The following is a 24,605-nucleotide window of genomic DNA, read 5'->3' on the forward strand; positions in this document are numbered from 1 at the left end:
CTAGATTATCGCCATGACCAATACCACCCTCAACGATCGCGCGCTCATCCGTCTGGCGGGCGAGGATGTCCGCGGCTTCCTGCAAGGGCTGGTGACCAATGATGTGTCGGGCAATCTTCCCGTGTGGGCCGCGTTGCTGAGCGCACAGGGCAAGGCCTTGTTCGATTTCCTGATCTGGGCCGATGAAGAGGATATCTTGATCGACTGCGAGAAGGATGCGGCGGATGATCTGGCCAAGCGGCTAAAGCTCTATCGCCTGCGCCGCGCGATCGTCATCGAGCGCGAGGATGACATCGGCGTTCATTGGGCGCCCGCGGGCGACCTTGGTGTCGTCGATCCGCGCCTGTCCGGCCTCGGCCAGCGCTGGCTGGCCCCGGTCGACGAAGGCGAGGGCGCCGACGCCGCATGGCGCGCCCATCGACTGGCGCTCGGGGTCACCGAAGGCCGCGCCGAGATCGGCGACGGAACGACCTTGTGGCTCGAATGCAATGCCGTCGAACTCAACGGGGTCAGCTTTTCGAAGGGCTGTTATGTCGGACAGGAAAATACCGCGCGGATGAACTGGCGGCAAAAGGTCAACCGGCGGCTGGTCGTCGTGCCGCTGGCCGAAGCCGACGCGAAGCGGCAGGTCATCGCTTATCCCGAACTTGGCTGGTCGGTCGAGCATCGCCGGGTCGAGAATATCGATGCTGCCCGCGCGCCGGGCTGGATGCGCGAAGGGCTTGTGGTCGGGGAGTGAAGTCGTCCAGAGATGGATGCCTGATTACCCCTCTGTCGTCACCCCGGACTTGATCCGGGGTCCATGGCGCCGTCGCCGAATGGATGCCGGATCAAGTCCGGCATGACGAAAGTGGGGGAAGTGTCTGCACTCCGAAGCTGGTTACAAGGTCGCGCGCTGCCAGTTCATGACAGATGCAGCCTTTGCTGCTAAAATACCGCCATGCGCGCTTTCCTGATTTCGTCGGCGCTTGCCGCCGCTTTCGTCGCAACGCCGGCCGCTGCTGAAGGCCGTTGCGTCACTTTGCCTCTTTCAACGCCCGAAGCCGCCGCGTCGGCTCCGCTGGTCGCGATCGCGCCCGAGGAGCCGATTGAGCCTGTGAAGCTCGCGCCGCTGGCAGCCGATTCGCCCTGGCAGGGACGGTTCGAGGCGGCCGCAGACCAGTTATTTTCCGCGCTGCAATCGCGCGACGAGCGCCGTTGGCAGCCCTTGCTCGGCGGTCGCTGGCTGGGCGAGGCCGATCGAAGCGCGATCGCGTCGATGATCGATGACCCCTGCGGCGCATTTGGTGCGCTGCTGAAGGCGCCGGGGCCGATCGAGCGCCGGATACTGGGGTGGAATATCCCCGCATCCTATTCGTCTGCCGAAAAGGCGGAGATCGCCGCCCGGCCTGAGGCTGAGGCGCTCGCCTGCTGGTCGGCGCGTCCTGCGGCGGCGTGGCCGCTGACTGCTGCCGAAGCGGATAATCGCGGGGATCGCTCCTATGCCTGCGCGCGGATCGCCTATTCGGTGCGCGGCGACGCGCCGCTGTGGCGCGGCTTTATCGAGACGACGCGCTGAGCGGAGCCGGCGTTTAACGATTCTCCAACCCAATTTTGCGACACCGGCCCTCATGTTGGGGCGCATCCTTGTTATGGCCGCGGTGATCGCGGCTACATCGGTCGGCATGGCGCGCTGCGCCAGCCGGACCGCCGGTGACGATGCCGGACAATCGGTCGTGAAATCCGTTGACGATGGCGGCTGGAGTCAGCGCGGCGGAAGCGGCTGGTCGTCGGCATCGGCCCGCAAAACCGGGTCGGACGAGGTGCGGCTGGGCCGCTCGGGCGATTCGCATTTCTATGCCGATATGCGTGTCGACGGGGCGAGCATCAAGATGATGGTTGATACCGGCGCGTCGATCGTGGCGTTGACGCGCCGCGATGCTGAAGCGATCGGGATCGACGTCGACGGGCTGCCGGTCGTCGGGATGGCGCGCACGGCGGGCGGCGAGGTTCCGATGCGGGTCGTTATGCTCGACAGCGTTGCGATCGAGGGGATCGAAGTGCGCGGGGTGCAGGCGGCGGTGATCGACGCCGACATGGGGGTGTCGCTGCTTGGCCAGAGCTTCCTCTCGAAACTCGACTCGGTGAATGTCGCAGGCGATATGATGACGCTGCGCTGAGGCGCCCGGGCTTGCCAAATCCCGCGGCTTTGCCCACATCAGCCGGCATGAACGCTCCCAATCCTCCGCTGCGCGCCGCGATCGTGCCCGTCACCGCCTTTCAGCAGAATTGCACCCTCCTCTGGTGTACCGAAACGAACAAGGCGGCCTTCGTCGATCCCGGCGGCGACCTCGACAAGCTGAAAGAGGCGGTTAAGCAGACCGGGGTCGAGGTCGAGAAGATCCTCGTCACCCATGGCCATATGGATCATTGCGGTCAGGCGGGGATGCTCGCGAAGGAACTCGGCGTACCGATCGAGGGGCCTCATGAGGACGACCGTTTCTGGATCGAACAATTTGCCGAGGACGGTGCCCGCTTCGGAATGGTGGGCGAATCGTTCGAACCCGACCGCTGGCTGGTCGATGGCGATACGGTGACCGTCGGCAATCTGACGATCGATGTCATCCATTGCCCCGGCCACACGCCCGGCCATGTTGTCTTCCATCATGCGCCGTCGAAGCTCGCAATCGTCGGCGATGTCATTTTTCAGGGATCGATCGGCCGCACCGATTTTCCGCGCGGCAACCATCAGCAACTGCTTGATTCGATCACGCAGAAATTGTGGCCGCTCGGCGGCGACACGACTTTCCTGCCCGGGCATGGCGCGCACAGCAGCTTCGCACACGAGCGGCGCAGCAATCCCTTCGTCGGCGATATGGTGCTGGGGACGGCGGGCTAATCCCCCTCCCGCATGGGGGGGGGAAGAGTTTACTTCTGTTCCAGAACCACCGTCTCGGTGACATCGACCGAAGTGAAGCGCGTTGGCGTCAGGTAGACTGCGGTCAGCGCTGTGGCGGCCAGGCCAAGCTGGGTCAGCATGGTGATGATCGTACCGACCAGGCGGGCCCACATCATTCCGTCCATGCCCAGTGCGTGCAGAATGCGGCCGACCAGATAGAGCGCCCCGGCGCCCCAGAGCCACATCGACGACCCGAGGCCGAGTTCGACGAGCGCGAGAAGAATCAGCACAAAAGCGGTGTTTTCGACATAGTTGCTGTGCGCGCGCATGCGCCGCATCACCAGTTCGTTGCCGCCATCGCCGACGAAGATCTTCTCTTTTGTCCGCACCCGCCCGACGCGGACCGAAAGCCAGATGTTGAGCAGCGCCGCTCCGGCGGCGATCGTCAGGCTGACAGGCAACAAGATCATAATTATCCCCCAAGTGGATCGGCCGGCGTCCCCTGCGGTCCGGCGAGGCGGGAGGTGTGGCATTCCCATAAGGGAAGGGCAAGCGCGCCCACCGGGGCCATCGTCACCCGGAACGCGATCCGGGGCTTGCCTTTGCGGGCAAAAACGCTATAGCCCCGCCCAATCCGGCACCCGACACCATCAGGCGTTGAGGCACCCTTCGGCGGAAGATTTTTCTTGTCATATCCAGGCAGGAACGGGCTTCGGCACGGCGGGCGGGCCAGTCATTCCCGGCAACGGGGGCGACAAATCCGGGTTTGCCGATTCGTGTAAACATTTAAGAATGCAGGAAATATCATGGCCGTCCCCAAGCGAAAAACCTCGCCCTCGAAGCGTGGCATGCGTCGTAGCCACGACAGCCTGAAGGTGGAAGCCTTCCAGGAATGCCCGAATTGCGGCGAGCTGAAGCGCCCGCACAATCTGTGCAATGCCTGTGGCCATTACAATGGCCGCGAAGTGGTGTCGGTCGGCGCTTAATCATTAGCCGGAGGGCGTCATCATGAGCCTGACACCGCGAATCGCAATCGATGCGATGGGCGGTGACGTCGGCGTGCGCGTGATGTGCGCAGGCGCGGCGATGGCACGCCACAAGCATGACGGCCTCCGCTTCCTCCTCGTCGGCGACGAGGTGCGGATCAAGGCTGCCCTCGAAAACCACCCGAATCTGCGCGCGGCGACCGACATCATCCATACCGATGGTGTCGTCACCGGCGAAGACAAGCCCAGCCAGGCGCTTCGCAAGGCGAAGAGCACTTCGATGGGGCTGGCGATCGACGCGGTAAAGCGCGGCGATGCCGGCGGCGCCGTGTCTGCGGGAAATACCGGCGCGCTGATGGCGATGGCGAAGGTCGCGTTGCGCACCATGCCGGGGATCGACCGGCCGGCGCTGGCCGCGCTCCTTCCGACGCTCGGTGACAACGACGTCGTGATGCTCGACCTGGGCGCCAACACCGACTGCGACGCCAATAATCTCACGCAATTTGCGGTGATGGGCGCCGCCTATGCGCGCACCGCGATGGGGCTGGAACGCCCGCGCGTCGCGCTGCTCAATATCGGCACCGAGGAGCTCAAGGGCACCGACGAGATTCGCGATGCCGCAGCGATGCTGCGGGCTGCGAAGGGCCTGCCGATGGATTTCACCGGCTTCATCGAAGGCGACAAATTGTCGCGCGGCGATGTCGATGTGATCGTCCACGACGGTTTCTCGGGCAATATCGCGTTGAAGACGATCGAGGGGACGGCGCGCTTTGTGACCGACCTGCTGCGTCGCGCCTTCACCAGTTCGACCCGCTCGAAGATCGGTTTTCTGATTTCGCGCCCGGCGACCGAGCTGTTGCGCCACCATCTCGATCCCAACAACCATAATGGCGCCGTCTTCCTCGGACTGAACGGCGTTGTATTGAAAAGCCATGGCAGCGCGGATGCCAAGGGGGTCGCCAATTGCGTCCACCTGTGCGCCGAACTGATCGAAAAGGACATTACGCGGCAGGTGACGCAGGATCTGGCCAATTTCCGCAGCGGCGACGCAGCATGACCCGTCGTGCCATATTGGCCGGCACCGGGTCGGCTTTGCCCCGTACCCGCGTGTCGAACGCCGAACTCGCCGAGCGCGTCGATACGAGCGACGAATGGATCGTCGAGCGCACCGGAATCCGTTTCCGTTACATCGCAGAGCCCGATGAGACGACGGCGACGCTCGGCGCCGCCGCCGCGCAGCAGGCGCTTGCCGCTGCTGGGCTCCAGCCTTCGGACATCGGCCTGATCATCCTCGCGACAGCGACTCCCGACAACACATTTCCTGCCAGCGCGACCAAGGTGCAGGCGCTGATCGGCGCGCCCGACTGCATCGCCTTTGACGTTGCCGCAGTCTGTTCGGGCTTTCTCTATGCGGTGACGGTCGCCGATTCGATGCTGCGCACGGGCGCCGCGAATCACGCGCTGGTCATCGGTTCGGAAACTTTCAGCCGCATTCTCGACTGGGAAGACCGCACGACCTGCGTCCTGTTTGGCGACGGCGCGGGCGCGGTTGTGCTGTCGGCGAAAGATGTCGACGACGATCAGGGTATTCTTGCGACCCGGCTGCACGCCGACGGCAAATATTCGGGCATGCTCTATGTCGATGGCGGCCCGTCGACGACCGGCACGGTCGGTCATGTCCGCATGCACGGGCGCGAAGTCTTCCGTCACGCGGTCACCAACCTCGCGTCGGTACTGGGTGAAGTGCTGGAAGATACCGGCCTGTCGCCGAGCGACGTCGACTGGGTCGTGCCGCACCAGGCCAACCGCAGGATCATCGACGCGACCGCCAAAAAGCTGGGTCTCGACCCCGCGCGCGTCGTGATGACTGTCGATCAGCACGCCAACACGTCTGCTGCCTCGGTGCCGCTGGCGCTCGACCTTGCGGTGCGCGACGGGCGCATCCAACGCGGCGACCTGGTGGTGCTCGAGGCGATGGGCGGCGGCTTTACCTGGGGTGCTGCGGCCCTGCGGGTTTAGACGCGATCGCCGACATTGGCGCATTTGCGCCGCCGGATGATCTCATCGCATCAACTCTTCCGTCCATCCGTTTCAGTTTGGCGGATTTATTCGCTTTTGTTACAAGGTGCTTCGGGACTCGCGAAGGTGGGGGCCTTCCTGATCCCGAATATGCATTCGCTTCAGTAGGGGGAAGGGAAGATGATGGCAGCAGGGACGCTCACCCGCGCCGATATCGCGGCGCGCATCAACCAGCAGATTGGCCTGTCGCGCAATGAGTCGGCGCATATCGTCGAATCGATTTTGAACCATATGTCCGATGCGCTCGCTGACGGACAGAATGTGAAGATTTCGGGCTTTGGTACCTTCGTCCTGCGCGACAAGGCGCAGCGCGTCGGCCGCAATCCGAAGACCGGCATCGAAGTGCCAATCCTGCCGCGCCGGGTCATGACCTTTCGCGCCAGCCAGACGATGCGCGCCCGCGTCGCGGGTAAATAATATGGGTGGCCGCCATGTCTGACTTTGACGACGCGGGCGGTGGCGGCCCCAACGACAGCGGTAAAGCTGCCGGCGCTATGCTGGCGATCGGCGAACTGGCGACGCGCATCGGCGTTCCGACCCATGTGCTGCGCTATTGGGAAACCCGCTTTCCGCAATTGAAACCGCTCCAGCGCTCGGGGCGTCGTCGTTACTACCGCGCGGAGGATGTCGCGCTGGCCGAACGCATCCATCATTTGTTGCATGTGCAGGGCTTTACCGTCGAAGGCGCGCGCAAGGCGCTGTCGGGTACGGGCGCCGCCGAACAGGCTGTGGCACCTGTCGCTGCTGAAACGCCTACGCCGCCGCTGGAACGCGTCGCGCCGGTGCAAAGGGTTTCTGGGGTTCCGGTCGAGGCGCTGGTAACACTCCGCCGCCGGCTCGCGGCCGCGCTCGGCTGAAAGCTCAGTCGATCGCCGGCGACAGCGCCGGATCGAGGTCGCGTGGCCGGATGAACTGGGTGAAGCGCGCCATTCCGGTATCGAGCGCATGCCAATCGTCGATATCGAGCTCAAGCCGTGCCAGTGCCGAGGTCGGCAGTTTCTGGTCCACCTTGGCGCGCAGTTCGTCGTCGGCCGATTCGGGGACCAGCATCAGGATCAAATCCTCAAGCCCCGGATTATGCCCCGAGATCAGCAGATGGGTCGCGTCGCGGCCGCCCTCGCGAATGACGTCGATCAGCGTAGCGGCCGAGGCGAGATAGATGCGCCGGTCCCAATGCGGTTCGAGCTGGTCGAGGTCGGCGGCAGGCTGGAAGATGTCGAGCGTTTGGGTCACACGCACCGCGGGCGAGGCAAGGATGTGATCGACCGGCAGCTTCTGTCGCTTCAGCCATTGGCCGACCAGTTCGGCGCCGCGCTGGCCGCGTGCATTGATCGGACGGTCGAAATCGCGCTCTACGGCGGCGTCCCAGCCCGATTTGGCGTGGCGCAGGATCGTCAAACTCTTCAAAATCTCTCCCCGCGCCGTGGCGCTATTCCCTCGTTGCGCCGCCTTGTGCCGCAAACTCATGACGGTGAAAAGGCGGCAAAGGCGCTTTTTCTCCGTTCGACGTTCGCGGCAGCGACATGGTTCACCACTTCGTCGAGCGGCAGGCGGCGGATCGGCGTGCCTTCGGGAAAGGCGCCAAGCAATCGCGACGGGAAAGACGAGGACAGCATCACGAACTGCCCGAAATCATCGGCGCGGCGGATCAGGCGGCCAAACGCCTGGCCGATGCGGCCGCGAATGACCATATCGTCATAGGTGCTGCCGCCTTGCGCCGCGCGCCGCGCTGCGTGGAGGATCGTCGGGCGCGGCCAGGGCACGCCCTCCATCACCACCAGCCGCAGTGATTCGCCCGGAACATCGACCCCGTCGCGCAGCGCATCGGTGCCGAGCAGCGAGGCGTGCGGGTCGGCGCGGAAAATATCGACGAGCGTCCCGGTATCGAGCGGGTCGACATGCTGGGCATAGAGCGGAAGCCCGGCGCGGGCGAGCCGGTCGGCGACGCGCGCATGGACGATGCGCAGCCGCCGGATCGCGCTGAACAGTCCCAGCGCGCCGCCGCCTGATGCCTCGATCAACCGGCTGTAAGCGCCGGCGAGTGCGGGCAGATCGCCGCGCGCGATGTCGGTGACGATCAGCACTTCCGACTGGCGGGCATAGTCGAACGGGCTGGGGACCGCGAAATGCCGGACACTGCCGTCGAGGTGGCGCGCGCCGGTGCGAATGTCAGCGTCGGCCCAGCCGCCATGCCCGTGCCCGCCGTTGCGGAGCGTCGCCGAGGTGACGAGTACGCCCTGCGCGGGGCGATAGACCGCCTCGGCGATTGGCCGTGCGGGGTCGAGCCAATGGCGATGCAGGCCGCAGTCGAACTCGCGCCCGTCATAGCGATCGACCGCGAGCCAGTCGACGAAATCGGGGTTGGCAGGGCCGCCAATGCGCCCGAGCAGCGACAACCAGCCGCCGAGCGTGTCGATGCGGGTGTTCAAACTGTGCCGCGCGCCGTCGATGCGCGCGCGCGCCTGCCCGTCGAGCCAGTCGGGCGGATCGTCGATCAGCGCCTCGAGCCGCTTGCCGAGCGCCAGCAGCGGGCGGAGCAGCGCATCGAGGGCGTCGCTTGCCCCGGCGGCAGCATCGACCAGCCCCGCATCGGGGTCGGCGAGTTCGGTTTCGAGTCCATAGCCGCTGTCGGCAGTCTTCGTTTCGACCGCGCGGGCGAAGGTCATCGCGCGCACGGCGGCGAGCAGCCGCTCGACCGCACCCCATGGATCATTTTCGGTCAGCCGGCCGAGCCAGCCGTCGCCGGGAAGTTCGCCGGCTGCGACGATCGCTGCCTGGATCGCACGATCGCCCGCCTCGTCATAGCTGGCGAGATCGGCGAGGCGCGCGGCGAGCCCGCGCCGCCGCCCGCGCGACTTGCCTTCGGGCCCCAGCACCCAGCGGCGGATTTCGACAGCTTCCTGCCCGGTGAGCGCGGCGGCGAACATCGAATCGGCGGCGTCCCACAGATGATGGCCTTCGTCGAAGATCAGCCGCGTCGCGGGGGCGCCGCCGTCGCGCGGGCGCGCGGCCTGCACCATCGTCAGCGCATGATTGGCGATGACGATTTCGGCCTGCGTCGCGGCGCGCGCCGAGCGTTCGATGAAGCATTTCCGGAAATGCGGGCAGCCGGCATAGATGCACTCGCCGCGCCGGTCGGTCAGCGCGGTGGTGCCGTTGCGGCGGAAGAGGGCGGGGAGCCAGCCGGGCAGATCGCCCCCGATCATGTCGCCGTCGCGGCTGTAGGTTGCCCAGCGCGCGACCAATTGCGCAAGAATCGCTGCGCGCCCGGAAAAACCGCCCTGCAACGCATCCTCGAGGTTGAGGAGGCAGAGGTAATTTTCGCGGCCCTTGCGCACCACCACCTTTTCGCGGTGCGTCGCGGCGTCGGGATACAGCCGCTCGGTCTCGCGCGAAAGCTGGCGTTGCAACGCCTTGGTGAAGGTTGAGATGCAGATGCTGCCCGCCGACTGGTCGATCCACTGTTTCGCGGGGGCAAGATAGCCGAGCGTCTTGCCGATCCCGGTTCCGGCTTCGGCCACCAGCATCTGCGGCGCGTCCTTGCGTTCGCGCGGTTCGAAGATCGCCGCGACCGCGCGGGCATAATCCTGTTGCCCCGGCCGCCGTTCGGCGCCGTCACCGGTCAGCCGGTCGAGCCGCGCGGTCACATCGTCGGGATTGATCGTCACCTGTCGCGGCGGCAGGCGCGGCGCACCTTCCTCCCATTCGGGGAGGCGCGCGAACAGCCAGCGGTCGGCCTGATCGGGCGAACCGAGGCGCGGCTGGATCAGTGAGGCCCATGGCCAACGCTGACGGGCGAGTGCTTGCAGGCCGTGCCATGCGCCCTCGCGCTCGGGCCAGTCGGGGTCGGCAAGGCTCGCGAGCATCGCGGCGGCGGCCTGCGGCAGGAAGGCGGCAATATCCTCCTCTGCCTTGGGAGGTTCGAGCCCGATCGCGGCGGCTATTCCCGCCGGGGTCGGCACGGCGAAGCGCGCGGGATAGAGGAAAGCGAACAGCTCGAGCAGATCGAGCCCCGACAATTCGGGATAGCCAAGCCGGTCGCCGGCCAGCGTCGCGCCGAGAAGAAGGTGCGGTGTTGCTGCGACCGCGGCGATCGCCTCGCCGCGTCCGACACGCTGGACGCGCCCGTCAGGGCTGGCGATCCAGATGCCGACGTGACTCGCATGGATCGCGGGCAGGGGAGGGAGGGCGATGGGCGGCACCGCGCCAAACTAGGGACAAAGCGCGAACGCGGCAAGCGCGACTCAGCCCATATTTCGCGGGAATGACGATGAAAGGGGCTTTAACTCAGTCCGCGCCGTCCAAAACCCGAAGGCCGATTGCTCAGGAAAATCCTGGCCGGGTCGAGCATCGCGGCGTTGCGCGCGCGTTCGAGGGCATTGAACAGTGGGCCGTGGGTCAGCTCATAAGGAAAGCGCACCCCCATGCGGTCATATTCGGACCACATGACGACGGCATAGACGACCGCGCCGCCATAATGGATTTCGCAGCGCGACCGCGCGGGCAGGCTGACCCCGTCGATCCGCGCGCCGCCCTCCGACAGGTCGGTGATCCGGCCGTCGACATGATTGAGCACGCCGTTGACGGTGATGTCGATCGAAACGGCGGTGCGCTTGTGGCCACGGGGCTGCGGGGTGTGTGAGGTCATCATGCGGACACCCTAGGCCCAACATGGTAAATTTCGGGTAACCATGATCTGCCGCGCGTCCACCCGTCGGCCGACGGCAACAAAGATTCAGGCTATATTACAAGCGATAATGGCCAGTATAGGCGGCAATCAGGAAAGAATTCAGCGGGTGGAGATCATGCAAATCAGGACATGGGTGGTCGCTGCGACCCTGTTGGGCTGCGCTTGCGCGGGGAGCCTTGCGGCGCATGCCGAAGAAGAGTTGCACCCCCAGGCCGCCCACAAAGCCGCGCGTGCGCTGGTCGGCAATACATTCGTCTACGTCAGGCCCGACCGGCCCGGCGAGGAGGTCGGCGTCTTCCTTCGCCTCGACGGCACCGGGCTGGCGGCGACACGCGGGCGGGACGACGCAAGTGAACCGCGCGCTATTCGATGGGCCAATGTTTCGGATGGGACATTTTGTATCAGCGATGTCGGGCGCAAATCCTGGGAAGGCGATTGCGGGATCCTCTCGGTCGACGGTGCCAGTGCGACGCTGACCCCGGCGAGCGGGCCGGTCTGGCCCGGCCGGGTTTTGGAGGGCGATGCCTGGAAGCTCGACCCGGCGGAGGTTTCGAAGGAAAGCTTCGTCGGAAGAGCAGCAATCGACGCGCTGGTCGGCAACACCCTCGTCTTCATTCCGGAGGGCGGCGGCCGGGAATATCGGGCGCATTATTTCATGCCCGCCGGCAAGGTCCGACGGGCGCATAATGAACAGCCCTATTTCGATCATTGGGTGCTTCAGGCCGACGAAAAATGGTCGATCCGCGAAAAGGATGATCAACTCTGCCTGAGCGGAGGGCAGTGGAAGGGAAGTTTCTGCGCCGCCATTTCGATTGCCGGCGACCTCGTGACCTTGCGCGACGACAGGATCGGGCCTCTGCATGCCCGGTTTTTGAAAGGGGATGCGCGGCACCTCTCGCCCGCAGCCGGGGCGGCGATCCGAAAGATGGCCGACGCATTGATCGGCAATACAATGTTGTTGAAGGCCGCCGACCGACAGGCCGAAACCGATAGCGTCGTCTATTTTCTGCGCGAGGGCTCCGGTCTGGCGAAATGGCGCGATGGGGCGCCGACGTCGATCAAATGGCTGTTGCAGACCGACGGCAAGCTGTGCATCGCCGAGCAGCGGCGCGATTTTCGCGACCAGGACTGTGCCAGCCTGTCGATCGATGGCGATGCGGTGACATTGGCGGCGCCGGACCGTCCCGCCATTCCTGGCCGAATTCTGAAAGGCAATGCGCTGAAACCGTGAATGGTGCGGTTTCGCCGAAGGCTGCAGGAATGCGGCCTTTCCTACATTGTCCGGCTATGCTTCATTCGGCCCGTGCCGCCGGTCGATACCCTTCCCCCTAAAGCCACAAACAGCACATTTCGCGGGCGCGCATGCGGGGCTTTTGTGGCTTTAGTCCGTACTGGCGTGGGCGCTGCGCGGCGATTCCGGAGTGAAGTTGCGCAGAATTCCGCCCTTCTTCCCATCGCGCCTTCTTGCCGCTATGGGCGCTCCTATGACTGATATGCATCTTGATCCCGCCCTGCGCGCATCCGCGCAAACCTCCAAGGCTTGGCCGTTCGAGGAAGCGCGCAAGGTGCTGAAACGCTATCCCGACGGCAAGCCCGGCGGCGAGGCGGTGATTTTCGAAACCGGCTATGGCCCCTCGGGCCTGCCGCATATCGGCACCTTCAACGAAGTGCTGCGCACGACGATGGTCCGCCGCGCCTATGAGGCGCTCACTGGTGGTGCACCGACGCGGCTGGTTGCATTCAGCGACGATATGGACGGGCTGCGCAAGGTGCCCGACAATATCCCCAACGGCGACATGCTGCGCACACACCTCGGCAAGCCGCTGACCGACATTCCCGATCCGTTCGGCAAGTATGAGAGCTTCGCGCATCATAACAATGCGATGCTGCGCGAGTTTCTCGACCGTTTTGGCTTTGAATATGAATTTGTCAGCTCGACCGAGCGCTACAAGTCGGGTGCGTTCGACGATGCGCTGAAGAATGTCCTGCGCCACAATCAGGATATTCTCGACATCATGCTGCCGACGCTGCGCGCAGAGCGCGCCGCGACCTATTCGCCGATCCTGCCGGTCAGCCCGAAGTCGGGGATCGTGCTGCAGGTACCGATCACCGTCGTCGATGCCGACGCGGGGCTCGTGTCGTTCGAGGACGAGGGCGAGACGATCACCCATTCGATCCTCGGCGGCGGTGCCAAGCTGCAGTGGAAGGTCGACTGGGCGATGCGCTGGGTCGCATTGGGCGTCGATTATGAAATGTACGGCAAGGATCTGACCGACAGCGGCGTCCAGTCGGGCAAGATCGCCAAGGCGCTCGGCGGCCGCAAGCCCGAGGGGCTGATCTACGAAATGTTCCTCGACGAAAAGGGCGAGAAGATTTCGAAGTCGAAGGGCAATGGCCTCAGCCTCGAACAATGGCTCGACTATGGCAGCGAGGAAAGCCTCGCCTTCTTCGCGTATCGCGAGCCCAAGGCGGCGAAGCAGCTCCATATCGGGGTGATCCCGAAGGCGGTCGACGAATATCTCCAGATGCGTGGCAATTATCCGGCGCAGGACGGCGACAAGAAGCTCGGCAACCCGGTGCACCATGTCCATGTCGCGCGCGGCGAGCCGGTGCCCGCAAAGGAACTTCCGGTGACCTTCGGCCTGCTCCTTAACCTGGTCGGGGTGATGGGCGCCGATGCGTCGAAGGACCAGATCTGGCGCTATCTCGGCCAATATGTCGAAGGCGCGGACGCGGCGACCTATCCCGAACTCGACGGGCTGATCGACAATGCGATGGCGTATAACCGCGACTATGTCGCGCCGACCTTGCAGCGCCGCAAGCCGCAGGGCGGCGAGGGGGCGGCGCTCAAGGAGCTCGACGACAAGCTCGCGGCGCTTCCCGCCGATGCGGGCGCCGACGATATCCAGAACATCGTGTACGAGATTGGCAAGAACGAGGCCTATGGCTTTGAAAATCTGCGCGACTGGTTCAAGGCGCTGTACGAAACCCTGCTCGGATCGAGCGCGGGGCCGCGCATGGGCAGCTTCATCGCGCTGTTCGGGATCGACAACACGCGGCGGCTGATTGCCGAGGCATTGGGCTGAGGGAGCGCGGCATGGCGGCTTATGAACTCGCACAGATCAACATTGCGCGTTTTCGCCTGCCCGCCGAGCATGTCGCCAACCGCGACTTCATGGATGCGCTCGATCCCGTGAATGCGCTTGCCGAGGCATCCGACGGCTTCGTCTGGCGCCTGACGGGTGAGGGCAATGACGCGACCGATGTACCGGTGACCAACGACCCGGACGTCATCGCCAACATGTCGGTATGGCGCGACGTCGATGCGCTCGCGGCCTATGTCTATCGCAACCCCGAACATCTCGCGATCATGCGGCGGCGCAAGGAATGGTTCGACCATGTCGCCATCTATCAGGCGCTGTGGTGGGTGCCCGCGGGCCATCGCCCGACCGTCGCCGAGGGCATGGCGCGGATCGTGATGCTCGAAGCGAACGGCCCGGCAGCCGACGCTTTCACTTTCAAACGGCCCTTCGGCGCGCCCGACGGCACGCCGGCGCTGCCGGTCCAGGACGAGTGTGCTTGATGAGCGACATGATCGAGATTTTCACGACCGGCGGGACGATCGACAAAGTCTATTTCGATGCTCTGTCCGAATTCCAGATCGGCCCAGCGGCGATCCCCGACATGCTGCGCGAACATAATGTCCATGTCCCGCACCGCGTCACCCAGCTAATGCGCAAGGACAGCCTCGAGCTCGACGACGCCGACCGCGAGGTCATTCGTGCCGCCGTCGCGGCGAGCGAAGCCACGCGCATCCTCGTCACCCATGGCACCGACACTATGCCTGTCACCGGGCGCGTGCTGGCGGGCATGCAGGGCAAGACGATCGTGATGACGGGGGCGATGCAGCCCGCGTCGGTCCGCGCGAGCGACGCCGAATTCAATGTTGGCTTCGCGCTCGCCGCGGTGCAGACGTTGCCGCCCGGGGTCTATATTGCGATGAACGGATTGATCTTTGATCCCGCAAAGACGGTCAAGGATCGCGCCGGGCAGCGCTTCGTCGAGGAATAGGGCTCAGCCCCCTTCGACTGAGCTCAGGACAGGCTTGGCTGTAACCTGCCGCAGCACCGCCGCATAGTTCGGTGCGATCGTCATGGCCTCGTGCCGGCCGGCGCGGTCGAGCGCAGCATGGACCTCCGGCAGCCGATAGCAGGGAACGCCCATGAACAGATGATGTTCGGAGTGATAATTGACCCAATAGGGCGCGACCGTTGCCCGTGCCAGCCAGCCGGCTTGGGTGGTGCGCGCGTGAGTGAAGGGATCTTCGCTGCCCGTCGTCGTACACGCATGCTCGGCGATATTGCGGACGCGCAAGTATAGCTGGAAGGTTGTCGCAAGTCCCGCCAGCCAGAGCAGCCAGGGCGTCCAGCCATAGAGCGCGAGCGAAGCCGCGAGCAGGACCGCCTGAACCACAAGGAAGCGGCCGACCGCGCGGGCGACCGCCATCGCACCCGCGACGTCGACCGTCGGCGAGGTCATGCCGTCGTCGGACTGTTTGTTGAACGGCGTCCCCGCCTTTGTGCTCGCGCCACTCTTCACCGGCTGCTCGCCGCGGAGCATCGCTTTCAGGCCGACCAGCGCATATCCGAACTGCGCCACGCGCTGTTTGAAGAAGGTCTGGCCCGTCATATCGCGCAGCACCTTGCGCCACAGGCTGGCGCGCGTGGTGGGGAAGGGTTTCGACAGCGACAGATCGGGGTCTTCAGGCTGCTGCGTGTATTTGTGGTGCTGCAGATGATAGGTGCGATAGGCGATGAGGTCGGATCCGACCGCAGCGCCCGTCATCCACTGGCCAAGGAAATTGTTGATTTTCCGGTTCGGGTGCAGCGCACCGTGCGCCGCGTCGTGCATCAGGATCGCAAGACCAAGCTGGCGCCCGCCGACGAAGATCACCGCGAGCAGCCATGCGAAGGGGTTTTGCGACCAGGCAGCGAGGCCGACGAGCGTGATGCTGACGATCCATGCATGCGCCACCAGCCAGATGCCGCGCCAGCGCGACGCGGTGGTGATCGCGCACCATTCGGCGCGGTCGAAAAACTGGGTGGGCGGCAAGAGGCGAACAGCAGGCATGGAGCACTGTATCAAGTTGCTAAGCGAAACGGAATAGCGTCTGTTCCGGCACCCGAAGCGCGAAATTGACGAGTGAGCGCATTGTTACCACCCGTAAAAAAGGGGCCGGCGAGCCGACCCCTCAGTTTGTCTTCGGGCAACCGAAAGGATATTACCAGAAGAAGTCGTAGAGAACGTCGACCACTTCGCCCGAGTAGGTGTCAACCAGAAGCGCATCGTCATAATAACGGATCCAGCGATAGCCTCCATAGGCGGGCGGGAGGCGGTAATAGCCGGGATCATTGATCCAGTAGCGCTGCCCATAGAAGAGCGACCCCAAGGTGTATCCGATGCTGAACCGCGTGTAATTGTGGTTCCGGTAGGGGGAGTAATATCGCGGCATCCGGTAATAGTTGCGATTCGACTGACGATAACTGCGCCAGTCATAACGCCGGTCGCTGCGCCAGTCGCGGTTCCAGCGATTGTTCCGGTCATTGTCGCGATAGCGCCGGTCGTTATAGCGGTCGCGGTAGCGATCGGCGCGCCGGTCGACGCGGTTGTTGTCGTTGCGGTCCCAGCGGCGGTCGATCTGACCATCGCGGTTGCGGTCGGTTCGCCGGTCGACCTGACCGTCGCGATTGCGGTCCCACTGGCGGCCGGTGCGGTCGTCGCGGTTGCGGTCGGTTCGCCGGTCGATCTGACCATCGCGGTTGCGATCCCACTGACGGTCGGTGCGGCCGTCGCGGTTGCGATCATAGCCGCCGCGCTGACGATCGGTCTGCTGCGTCTGGCGGCGCTGGTCGTTGTCGCGCTGCTGCTGCTGCTGCCATTGCTGGCGCTGTGCCTGACGCTGCTGGTCATTGCCGCGCTGTTGCCATTGCTGCTGACGTTGCTGGCGCTCGACTTGCTGCTGCTGGCTTTGCTGGCGTTCGGGGCGAGCTTGACCACCCCAATTGCCGCCGCGACGCACTTCGGGACCGCGCGGTCCACGGTCGCCGCGGTCGCCACGGTCACTTCGCTCTCCGCGCTGCGCCATCTGAGCCCGTTCGCCCGAAGCCTGTGCGGCCGCCGGAACGATGGGGGTCAGAATCGTCGCAGCGATGAGCAACCCTCCGAACATCTTCTTCATCTCACCACTCTCCAACCCATGTCCCGATTGCTGAAGGCACCAGCCGGGATGATGGAGTGATTCTTACGCCTCACAAGATGATCGATGGCTGACCGCGCCGTTGCCTGCGGTTCAGCTAGATGAACCGCACCGTTCAGCTTCCCGATGTCGGGCGCAGTGCGGGCACTGCGCGTGCGGCGTCGGCCGGACGAATGCCCGGGGGCGGGGCCGCGGCGATGCGTTCCTCGCCGCGCAGCACGCGCCCGGCGAGGCGGATCGCGGTACGGATGCGCGGATAGGTTCCGCATCGGCAGATGTTGGTCATTGCGGCGTCAATTTCGGCATCGGTCGGATTGCTGTTCGTCCGCAACAGCGCGGCAGCCGCCATTATCATCCCGGACTGGCAGAAGCCGCATTGCGGCACCTGTTCGGCGACCCACGCCTGCTGCACCGGATGGCTGCGGTCGCGCGCCAGCCCCTCGATCGTCGTGACGAAGCGGCCCTCGCACTCGGCGATCGTCACCATGCAGCTACGGATTGCCTCACCATCGATGTCGACGGTGCAGGCGCCGCATTCGCCAGTCCCGCAGCCATATTTTGTGCCCGTCAGGTTTGACGCGTCGCGCAGCGCCCACAGCAAGGGCGTGTCGGGCTCCATGCGATATTCGACCGGACGGTCGTTGACAGAGAATCGCGTCATGCCGGCCGGTTTAGCCGTCTGGCGGGATTAGTCACGCCAGCTTGTGTCGATCTTGTCCACCTTGCGCACCATCGCGTCGAATTCAGCCTTTCCCGACTGGCGGCCGGGAATCTGGGCCATATAGAGGTCGCGCTGGTGGACCTTGACGACATCGTCGCTGATCAGGATCGGCTTGCCCATGCTCATCGTCGCGAGCTGGATTTCACACGCGCGCTGCAGCGCCCAATATTTGATGAAGGCGTCGGACAGCGACTTGCCCATCACGACGGGACCGTGGTTGCGGAGCATCAGGATGCGCTTGTCGCCGAGATGCTCGACGAGTCGCGTGCCTTCTTCCTCGCGCACCGTGATGCCCTCGAAATCATGATAGGCGAGCTGGCCCATGAAGTTGCAGGCGTAGAAGTTCGTCGGCTGCAATCCGCCCTCGAGCCCGCACACCGCCATTGTTGCGGTGGTGTGGGTGTGGATGATCGCATGCGCGTCGGGGAGGACGCGGTGAAACAGGCTGTGCTGGACGAAGCCTGCCTTGTTGACGTGCCAGGGATTGTCCTCATCCAGCTTGTTGCCGTCGATATCGATCTTGATAAGGCTCGACGCCGTCACTTCGCTGAAATGCATGCCATAGGGGTTGATCAGAAAGGCACCTTCCTGATCGTCCAGCTTCACCGTGATATGGTTGAAGATCATCTCGTCCCAGCCCATCATCGCAAAGATGCGATAACAGGCGGCAAGCTCCTGGCGCGCGGTCCATTCGGCTTCGCTGTATTTGCTGTTGCGCTGCAATTGAGTCGCCATGACAGTCCTCTTCCCATATTTCGGTTTTGTCCTGCTACCTATGCCACAGGAAAAGGGCGCGGCACAATCCCGGAGCGGGGAAGCGGGGCTTGCGGCGGCCCGGGCGCGGTTCGCCGCGCGGGGGCTTGCATTTGAGCGCGAATCTCTCTAGTTGGCGCTTCATCCGAACGTCGCTGGCTTGCGGCGCTCTTTTTATTGCCCGAATATAGGCGATTCATGACGAACCGGCTTTTCCCGGAACCATGGAGCGTCCGACGAACAGGAGACGACACGGCGTATGCAGATCATCGTTCGCGACAATAATGTCGACCAGGCCCTTCGCGCGCTCAAGAAGAAGCTGCAGCGTGAGGGTGTGTATCGCGAAATGAAGCTGCGCCGTCATTACGAGAAGCCCAGCGAAAAGCGCGCGCGCGAGCGTGCTGCCGCCGTTCGCCGCGCCCGCAAGATGGAGCGCAAGCGGATGGAACGCGACGGGATCAAGTAGAACCCGTCGATCCGTTCGGGATCCAGTTCGTGAAAGGGGCGCTGCGGCAACGCGGCGCCCTTTTTCGTTCTGCGCGCGCAGGCGATTGCCTCTGGACCGCTCTGCGCCGCTCCGCCTATAGGCGTGCCGTTATTTACGCTCCGCCAGAAATCTTTTGGGGGGCAGGGGAAGGATCAGCGACGATGAGTGTGACGACGGTTCCATTGCGCCCGGTGGGCAAGGGCGGCTTGTGGCTGCTGTGGATCGGCCTTGTAGCGCTGCTCGCTGCGGGCGCGGCCTTTGCCTATTACAGCACTCCGCGCATCGGCTTCGAAGTTGTGAAGGCCGGTACCGGTCCCAGCCCGACGATCGCCGACGTGGTGCTGGTCAAATATGAAGGCAAGCTCGACGATGGCACGGTGTTCGACGCCAATGAACAGGCGCCGATGCAGGTCGCGCAGGTCGTTCCCGGCTTTTCCGAAGCGCTGACCCGGATGCAAAAGGGCGGCAAGTACAAGATCAGCATTCCGCCGAAGCTGGGCTATGGCAACCGCGAAGCCGGGCCGATTCCCGCAAACAGTACGCTGCATTTCGAGGTCGAATTGCTCGATTTCCGTTCGGAAGCCGAAGTTCGCCAGATGCAGCAGATGATGCAGCAGCAACAGCAGATGCAGGGCGGCGCTCCGGGCGGCCCGGCAGGTCCGCCGCCGGGCGCTCCGCAGCCGTAACCGGCGCGATCAGGAAACTGCGAAAAACGGCGGCGGGCTGGATCAGTCCGCCGCCGTTTTCTTTTATGCGAACTGGGTCTTCGCGTTGCGCTCGGCTTCGCGCTCCAGCGCGACCTTGATCATCGCGACGATCGGGTCGGCGAGCGCCAGTCCCATCAGGCCGAGCAGCGCGCCCAGCAATATCTGTGCGCCGAGGACCAGCGCGGGGGCGAGGTCGACGGTCTGCTTGGCGACCATCGGGACGATCAGATAACCGTCGACCGTCTGGACGATGAAATAAATCGCGATCGCATAAAGGCCGGTATCCATCCCTGCCGAAAAACCGACAAGGACGAGCAGCACGCCCGACACGATCGCGCCGATATTGGGGATGAAAGCGAGGAGGCCGGTAAGCAGCCCCATGAGTGCCGCCATCGGAATTCCGACGGCAAGGCAGGCAAGCCAGGTTCCGACGCCTTCGACGAGCATGCCGAGCAGCCGCCCCGCCATCAATCGGCGCAGCGTGAAGCCCATGCGCGCGGTGGTGATGTAGAAATTCTCGCGACTCTTCATCGGCAGCATCCACGCAACGCCGCGCTCATAGAGTCGCGGTTCGATCGCGATGAAGATGCCGAGCACGACGATCATGACGAGGCTGGTCAGCCCGCCGAGGACCGAACCCACAGCGGCTGTCACGCGCCCTACGGTCCCGGCGAGATTGTCGGTGATGGTCTTCGTGTCGAGCTGGAAATTGCCCATGCCATGCTCGCTGGCCCAGACGGCGATGCGTTCGACCTGGATCATGATGACCTGCTGCAGCGTCGCGGCCTGATCGGCGATTTGCGATCCCGCGAACATGACCGTCCAGATCAGGAACATGACGAGCGACAGGCAGACGATCGCGAGCCGCCAGCCGCGCCCGATTGGCAGGATGCGGCCGAGCAGGCGGGTGCCGCCGTCGAGCATCGATGCCATGACGATGCCGGCAAAGATCAGCAAGATTGGCTGAACGAGGATGATGCAGACGCCGATCAGTAGCGCGAGGCCCAGCCAGACGCCGGCCTTAAGAAGTTCTGTACGGACCAGATGACTCTGGATTTCGGTGGGGCCGGGGGCTTCGGCGCGGGTCTCGGCTGTTGTCTTGCTCTGCTGCGCCATGCTGTTCTTCCCTATTTTCCCTTACTGTCACGTTCGGGGCGCAGGTCGGTTCCCGCGCGACCTGACCTCAGTGCCTGAAACCAGCTCAGCGGATTATACCATTGGGCGGTGCCGTCGGTTGAAAAGGTGATGATCTCCGCGCGACCGGCGATCGCGTCGAAAGGAACGGCGCCGCCGAGGCCCTTCATTTCGGTGGGGGCACGGCTGTCGGCGCTACCGTCGCGGTTGTCACCCATCAGGAACAGATGGTCCGCCGGGACTTTGTACGGGCCATAATCGTCGAGTTGGCTCGCGCCGAGGTCGATGGTGTCGAAGGTCGCGCCGTTGGGAAGCGTTTCACGGACGATCGGGACTTCAAGCACCGGCTGGCCGTCGGCGCCGCGCGCGACGTTGCGCGACAGGCTGCCGTCGCCCGACGGCGTGTTGGCATCGACGGGGATCGACAGCATCGGCTGGATCTCGCGCTTCACCGGCTTGCCGTTGATGGACAGCGCCCCGGCCTTCACCTCGATGGTGTCGCCGGGCAGGCCGATGACGCGCTTGATATAATCCTCGCGGGTAACTGGATGTTCGAGCACGACGATATCGCCGCGTTCGGGCAGTTTGGCGAACAGCCGGCCAGCGAACTTGGGCGCAAGGTGAAAGCTGACCGAGGCATAGGACCAGCCATAGGGATATTTGCTGACGATCAGCCGGTCGCCCGACAGCAACACCGGCATCATCGAATCGGACGGGATATAGAAAGGCTTGGCGATGAAGCTGTGGATGCCAAGCACGAGCAGCAGGATGACCACGATGTCGCGGATCGTCTTGCCCCAGCTTTCGTCCTTGGCCTTATCCTTCGCTGCCTTTTTCGCCATGCTCGTTCAGTCCTTGATTGCTTCGATGATGACGAAGGCCTGCGCCCAGGGATGATCGTCGGTCAGTGTCAGATGGATATGAGCGCTGTGCCCCGGCGGGGTCATCGCTTCGAGCCGCGCGGCGGCGCCGCCTGTCAGCGCGAGCGTCGGGGCGCCAGAGGGCGCGTTGACGACGCCAATGTCCTTCATGAACACGCCGCGCTTGAATCCGGTGCCGACAGCTTTCGAGAACGCCTCCTTGGCGGCGAAGCGCTTGGCGTAAGTGCCGGCGCGGGTGAAGGGGCGGCGTGCCGCCTTCGCGCGCTCGACGTCCGTGAAAACGCGGTTTTCAAAGCGTTCGCCGAAACGGTCGAGCGATGCCTGGATACGCTCTATATTGCACAGGTCGGATCCAAGGCCGATGATCATGCGGCGCCTCTCGCCTCGTCCATCAACGTGCGCATCCGCCGCACCGCAGGATCGAGCCCGGTGAAGATTGCCTCGCCGATCAGATAGTGGCCGATGTTGAGTTCGGCGAGCTGCGGGATCGCCGCGACCGGAACCACATTGTCATAGGTCAGCCCGTGCCCGGCATGCGGTTCGATGCCGTTTTTCCACGCGAGCGCGGCGGCGTCGGCAAGACGGCGCAGTTCCACCGCGCGTTCCTCGCCTTCGACATGGGCATAGCGGCCGGTGTGGAATTCGACGACGGGCGCGCGCAGCCGCATCGCGGCCTCGATCTGCCGGGCATCGGGTTCGATGAACAGGCTGACGCGGATGCCGGCATCGTTGAGCCGCGCGACGATGGGGGCGAGGTGATTATGCTGCCCCGCTGCGTCGAGCCCGCCCTCGGTCGTGCGCTCTTCGCGCTTTTCGGGGACGATGCACGCGGCGTGCGGATTGTGGCGCAGCGCGATCTCGACCATCTCGTCAGTGGCCGCCATTTCGAGGTTGAGCGGCAGGTCGGTCGCGGCCTGAATTCGTGCGAGATCGTCGTCGCGAATATGGCGCCGGTCTTCGCGCAGATGCGCGGTGATGCCGTCGCCGCCGACCGCTGCGACGATTTCGGCGGCGCGTACCGGATCGGGATGTTCGCCGCCGCGTGCGTTGCGGATCGTCGCCACATGGTCGATGTTGACACCGAGCCGCAGCCGGGAGGAGTGGGGCAGGGTCAAGCTGCCGGGCTCCGGCTGCCGGGCTTGATCGCCGGGGTCGCCGCCAGAGCCTCGGGAAGCTCATCCTCGGCATAGGTCGGGAAATTGATCGCGACGAGCGGATAGAAAGGAACGCCCAGGTCGACGCTGCCCGCCGACCGGTCAACCAGCGCCGCTTCGGCCAGCACTTCGCCGCCCGCTGCACGCACTGCTTCCATCGCTTCGCGCGACGACAGACCGGTGGTGACGACGTCCTCGACCATCAGGACTTTGGTCCCCGGTGCGATCGCAAAGCCGCGGCGCAGTTCGAAGGTGCCAGTTGGGCGCTCGACGAAGATCGCGGGCTTGCCGAGCGCGCGGCCCATCTCATGCCCTATAATAATGCCGCCCATTGCCGGCGAGACCACCACGTCGATCGCCTGTTTCAGATCACGCGGCAGCTTCCCGGCGAGCGCGACGGCGAGGCGTCCGGCACGTTCGGTGTCCATCAGTACGCGCGCGCATTGCAGATAATATTCGCTATGGCGTCCGGAGGAGAGCAGGAAGTGGCCCTGCAGCAGGGCGTCGGCAGCGCGGAATTCGGCCAGGATTTCATCGTCGGTCATCGGGAGTGCGTTCTTTATATATAGAGCGTCGCTCTTGATGGGCGACGGGGTTTTGGCGGCGCAGATTTGCTGACCGTAAAATAGTGTTAGAGATGCTTGAGGCAAGCGGCAAGCGGGTCTATAGCGCCCGCGAGATTCAGCCCCTCTGCCGGCTGCCCCGACCTGTGTCGGTGGTTGGCGCGGACGGGCTGGGCCAACGAAAGAACAACAGGCAACGGGCGGCACTATCCTTATGAAGAGCTTGAAAACCCTTGTAATTGCGGCAGCTTTGTCGCTTGGCGCCGTCGGTGCGGCCCATGCGCAGGCCCCTGCTACGGCCCCGGCCGAAGCGCCCGTCGCAACGGCAACCGCGAATCCGGCGCCGGTCGCGCCCGCAGCGGTCACCACCGCAGCGACTCCGGCCAAGGTCGACGCGGCAGCGCCTGCTGGCGACGCGACCTACGTGCCGATGAAGCCCACCGCGGGTATCGGCCAGCCGGTCGATGGCGGGATTAATTTCCAGCCGCAGGTTACGCCGATCGGTCAGCAGGCATATGAGTTTAATCATTATATCCTGCTGCCGGTGATCACCGTGATCACGCTTCTTGTGCTTGGTTTGATGCTCTGGGCGATGGCGCGTTACCGCGCCAAGGCGAACCCGGTTCCATCGAAGACGACGCACAACACTTTCATCGAAATCATCTGGACCGCTATTCCGGTCCTGATCCTCGCGGTGGTCGCGGTTCCGTCGATCAAGCTGCTCGCCGCCCAATATGCGCCGCCGTCGAAGGACGCGCTGACGATCAAGGTCACGGGCTATCAATGGTATTGGGGCTATGCTTACCCTGACCAGGGCATCGGCGAATTCGTCTCGAAGATTCTTCCTGAAGACAAGGCCAAAGCCGCTGGCGAGCCTTATCATCTCGCCGTCGACAATCGCATGGTCGTTCCCGTTGGTCGTCAGGTGAAGCTGATCATCACCGGTGCCGACGTGATCCACAGCTTCGCGGTTCCCGCCTTCTGGACCAAGATGGACGCCGTTCCCGGCCGTGCCAACGAAACGACGTTCACCGCGACCAAGGTCGGCGTCTATTATGGCCAGTGTTCGGAACTGTGCGGCGTCGACCATGGCTATATGCCGATCGCGGTCGAAGTGCTGCCGGTCGACAAGTGGGAAGCCTGGGTCCGTTCGAAGGGCGGCAATCCTTCGGGTGAAACCGCTGCGGCACCCGCCGCTGCCGCTCCGGCGCCCGCCGTTGCGGCACCGGCTGCGACGCCCGCTGCCGCCACGACCGAAGCAGCCCCGGCTGCGGCTCCCGCCGCTGCCCCGGCCGCCAAGAATTAATAAGGGGTCC

Annotated in this window: 29 protein-coding genes; 16 read left to right on the forward strand and 13 right to left on the reverse strand. The window is 64.3% G+C overall.

The genetic code is table 11. The features are described 5' to 3' along the window. The first annotated feature begins 13 nt into the window (after positions 1-13). From ygfZ to AC1RRJ_RS10845, 4 genes are all read left to right on the forward strand, one after another. Positions 14-739 carry a CAF17-like 4Fe-4S cluster assembly/insertion protein YgfZ gene (gene ygfZ / locus AC1RRJ_RS10830; protein WP_493122474.1) on the forward strand — a complete coding sequence of 242 codons (726 nt, stop codon included), beginning with the start codon at positions 14-16 and terminating at the stop codon, positions 737-739. Between the two features lie 201 nt (positions 740-940). After that, complete coding sequence (locus AC1RRJ_RS10835; protein WP_493122477.1) at positions 941-1,558, forward strand: hypothetical protein; 618 nt, start codon at positions 941-943, stop codon at positions 1,556-1,558. Positions 1,559-1,610: 52 nt separating this feature from the next. Next, positions 1,611-2,159: a retropepsin-like aspartic protease family protein gene (locus AC1RRJ_RS10840; RefSeq protein WP_493122479.1), complete on the forward strand. Its 549-nt coding sequence runs from the start codon at positions 1,611-1,613 to the stop codon at positions 2,157-2,159. A 47-nt stretch (positions 2,160-2,206) separates the two neighbouring features. Beyond that, complete coding sequence (locus tag AC1RRJ_RS10845; RefSeq protein WP_493122481.1) at positions 2,207-2,878, forward strand: MBL fold metallo-hydrolase; 672 nt, start codon at positions 2,207-2,209, stop codon at positions 2,876-2,878. 29 nt (positions 2,879-2,907) lie between these two features. On the opposite strand, the gene AC1RRJ_RS10850 is transcribed toward AC1RRJ_RS10845, so the two are convergent. After that, the gene (locus AC1RRJ_RS10850; RefSeq protein WP_493122483.1) at positions 2,908-3,348 is read right to left on the reverse strand and encodes an MAPEG family protein; all 441 of its coding nucleotides are present in this window, start codon (positions 3,346-3,348) and stop codon (positions 2,908-2,910) included. Positions 3,349-3,684: 336 nt separating this feature from the next. Between AC1RRJ_RS10850 and rpmF the strand changes: the two genes are divergently transcribed. The 5 genes from rpmF (at position 3,685) to AC1RRJ_RS10875 (ending at position 6,800) form a co-directional block, all read left to right on the forward strand. After that, entirely contained in the window at positions 3,685-3,864 is a 180-nt protein-coding gene (gene rpmF / locus AC1RRJ_RS10855) for a 50S ribosomal protein L32 (protein WP_011541714.1), read from the forward strand. Between the two features lie 22 nt (positions 3,865-3,886). Then, positions 3,887-4,921: a phosphate acyltransferase PlsX gene (gene plsX / locus AC1RRJ_RS10860; protein ID WP_493122486.1), complete on the forward strand. Its 1,035-nt coding sequence runs from the start codon at positions 3,887-3,889 to the stop codon at positions 4,919-4,921. Beyond that, the gene (locus AC1RRJ_RS10865) at positions 4,918-5,883 is read left to right on the forward strand and encodes a beta-ketoacyl-ACP synthase III (protein WP_493122489.1); all 966 of its coding nucleotides are present in this window, start codon (positions 4,918-4,920) and stop codon (positions 5,881-5,883) included. Before plsX ends, AC1RRJ_RS10865 begins: the two co-directional genes overlap by 4 nt. Positions 5,884-6,063: 180 nt before the next feature. Then, a complete protein-coding gene (locus AC1RRJ_RS10870) occupies positions 6,064-6,360 on the forward strand; it encodes an integration host factor subunit alpha (RefSeq protein ID WP_493122490.1) in 297 nt (98 codons plus the stop codon). 14 nt (positions 6,361-6,374) lie between these two features. Then, positions 6,375-6,800: a MerR family transcriptional regulator gene (locus tag AC1RRJ_RS10875; protein WP_493122492.1), complete on the forward strand. Its 426-nt coding sequence runs from the start codon at positions 6,375-6,377 to the stop codon at positions 6,798-6,800. Positions 6,801-6,804: 4 nt separating this feature from the next. On the opposite strand, the gene AC1RRJ_RS10880 is transcribed toward AC1RRJ_RS10875, so the two are convergent. The 3 genes from AC1RRJ_RS10880 to AC1RRJ_RS10890 form a co-directional block, all read right to left on the reverse strand. Then, positions 6,805-7,350, reverse strand: a complete 546-nt coding sequence (locus AC1RRJ_RS10880) for a SixA phosphatase family protein (RefSeq protein ID WP_493122494.1) — start codon at positions 7,348-7,350, stop codon at positions 6,805-6,807. A gap of 56 nt (positions 7,351-7,406) precedes the next feature. After that, a complete protein-coding gene (locus AC1RRJ_RS10885; protein WP_493123040.1) occupies positions 7,407-10,136 on the reverse strand; it encodes an ATP-dependent DNA helicase in 2,730 nt (909 codons plus the stop codon). Positions 10,137-10,225: 89 nt separating this feature from the next. Beyond that, on the reverse strand, positions 10,226-10,594 hold the full coding sequence (locus tag AC1RRJ_RS10890; protein ID WP_493122496.1) for a PilZ domain-containing protein: 369 nt from the start codon (positions 10,592-10,594) through the stop codon (positions 10,226-10,228). Between the two features lie 154 nt (positions 10,595-10,748). On the opposite strand from AC1RRJ_RS10890, the gene AC1RRJ_RS10895 reads away from it, so the two are divergent. From AC1RRJ_RS10895 to AC1RRJ_RS10910, 4 genes are all read left to right on the forward strand, one after another. Further along, entirely contained in the window at positions 10,749-11,864 is a 1,116-nt protein-coding gene (locus AC1RRJ_RS10895) for a hypothetical protein (protein ID WP_493122498.1), read from the forward strand. Positions 11,865-12,117: 253 nt separating this feature from the next. After that, a complete protein-coding gene (locus AC1RRJ_RS10900) occupies positions 12,118-13,719 on the forward strand; it encodes a lysine--tRNA ligase (protein WP_493122500.1) in 1,602 nt (533 codons plus the stop codon). 11 nt (positions 13,720-13,730) lie between these two features. Next, the gene (locus AC1RRJ_RS10905) at positions 13,731-14,216 is read left to right on the forward strand and encodes a DUF3291 domain-containing protein (RefSeq protein WP_493122503.1); all 486 of its coding nucleotides are present in this window, start codon (positions 13,731-13,733) and stop codon (positions 14,214-14,216) included. Between the two features lie 8 nt (positions 14,217-14,224). Next, positions 14,225-14,704, forward strand: coding sequence for an asparaginase domain-containing protein (locus tag AC1RRJ_RS10910; RefSeq protein ID WP_493123042.1), 480 nt, complete (start codon positions 14,225-14,227; stop codon positions 14,702-14,704). Between the two features lie 3 nt (positions 14,705-14,707). Here AC1RRJ_RS10910 and AC1RRJ_RS10915 read toward each other — a convergent pair whose 3' ends face one another. The 4 genes from AC1RRJ_RS10915 to AC1RRJ_RS10930 all read right to left on the reverse strand — a co-directional run bounded on the left by AC1RRJ_RS10915 (position 14,708) and on the right by AC1RRJ_RS10930 (position 18,345). Beyond that, positions 14,708-15,763 (reverse strand): fatty acid desaturase family protein, encoded by a 1,056-nt coding sequence (locus AC1RRJ_RS10915; protein ID WP_493122505.1) that lies wholly within the window; start codon positions 15,761-15,763, stop codon positions 14,708-14,710. A 151-nt stretch (positions 15,764-15,914) separates the two neighbouring features. Next, positions 15,915-16,871, reverse strand: coding sequence for an RcnB family protein (locus AC1RRJ_RS10920; RefSeq protein ID WP_493122507.1), 957 nt, complete (start codon positions 16,869-16,871; stop codon positions 15,915-15,917). A 133-nt stretch (positions 16,872-17,004) separates the two neighbouring features. Beyond that, a complete protein-coding gene (locus AC1RRJ_RS10925; RefSeq protein WP_493122509.1) occupies positions 17,005-17,550 on the reverse strand; it encodes a (2Fe-2S)-binding protein in 546 nt (181 codons plus the stop codon). A 27-nt stretch (positions 17,551-17,577) separates the two neighbouring features. Further along, positions 17,578-18,345 carry a class II aldolase/adducin family protein gene (locus AC1RRJ_RS10930; RefSeq protein WP_493122511.1) on the reverse strand — a complete coding sequence of 256 codons (768 nt, stop codon included), beginning with the start codon at positions 18,343-18,345 and terminating at the stop codon, positions 17,578-17,580. A gap of 277 nt (positions 18,346-18,622) precedes the next feature. Here AC1RRJ_RS10930 and rpsU point away from each other — a divergent pair, with 277 nt between their 5' ends. After that, positions 18,623-18,829 carry a 30S ribosomal protein S21 gene (gene rpsU, locus AC1RRJ_RS10935; protein ID WP_003047635.1) on the forward strand — a complete coding sequence of 69 codons (207 nt, stop codon included), beginning with the start codon at positions 18,623-18,625 and terminating at the stop codon, positions 18,827-18,829. 182 nt (positions 18,830-19,011) lie between these two features. Next, positions 19,012-19,536, forward strand: a complete 525-nt coding sequence (locus AC1RRJ_RS10940) for an FKBP-type peptidyl-prolyl cis-trans isomerase (RefSeq protein ID WP_493122514.1) — start codon at positions 19,012-19,014, stop codon at positions 19,534-19,536. A 63-nt stretch (positions 19,537-19,599) separates the two neighbouring features. Here AC1RRJ_RS10940 and AC1RRJ_RS10945 read toward each other — a convergent pair whose 3' ends face one another. Genes AC1RRJ_RS10945 through pyrE form a run of 5 tightly spaced genes read right to left on the reverse strand, consistent with a single transcriptional unit; the run spans position 19,600 to position 23,271 of the window. Then, positions 19,600-20,673: an AI-2E family transporter gene (locus AC1RRJ_RS10945; RefSeq protein WP_493122516.1), complete on the reverse strand. Its 1,074-nt coding sequence runs from the start codon at positions 20,671-20,673 to the stop codon at positions 19,600-19,602. An 11-nt stretch (positions 20,674-20,684) separates the two neighbouring features. Then, positions 20,685-21,533 (reverse strand): signal peptidase I, encoded by an 849-nt coding sequence (lepB, locus tag AC1RRJ_RS10950; protein ID WP_493122518.1) that lies wholly within the window; start codon positions 21,531-21,533, stop codon positions 20,685-20,687. Between the two features lie 6 nt (positions 21,534-21,539). Then, positions 21,540-21,941: a holo-ACP synthase gene (gene acpS / locus AC1RRJ_RS10955; RefSeq protein ID WP_493122520.1), complete on the reverse strand. Its 402-nt coding sequence runs from the start codon at positions 21,939-21,941 to the stop codon at positions 21,540-21,542. Next, a complete protein-coding gene (locus AC1RRJ_RS10960; RefSeq protein ID WP_493122523.1) occupies positions 21,938-22,687 on the reverse strand; it encodes a pyridoxine 5'-phosphate synthase in 750 nt (249 codons plus the stop codon). Before AC1RRJ_RS10960 ends, acpS begins: the two co-directional genes overlap by 4 nt. After that, entirely contained in the window at positions 22,684-23,271 is a 588-nt protein-coding gene (pyrE, locus tag AC1RRJ_RS10965; protein WP_493122525.1) for an orotate phosphoribosyltransferase, read from the reverse strand. Before pyrE ends, AC1RRJ_RS10960 begins: the two co-directional genes overlap by 4 nt. Positions 23,272-23,503: 232 nt before the next feature. Here pyrE and coxB point away from each other — a divergent pair, with 232 nt between their 5' ends. Continuing rightward, positions 23,504-24,595 (forward strand): cytochrome c oxidase subunit II, encoded by a 1,092-nt coding sequence (coxB, locus tag AC1RRJ_RS10970; RefSeq protein WP_493122526.1) that lies wholly within the window; start codon positions 23,504-23,506, stop codon positions 24,593-24,595. Positions 24,596-24,605 lie beyond the last annotated feature (10 nt).

This window comes from Sphingopyxis sp. GW821-FHT12C06, assembly GCF_058807415.1.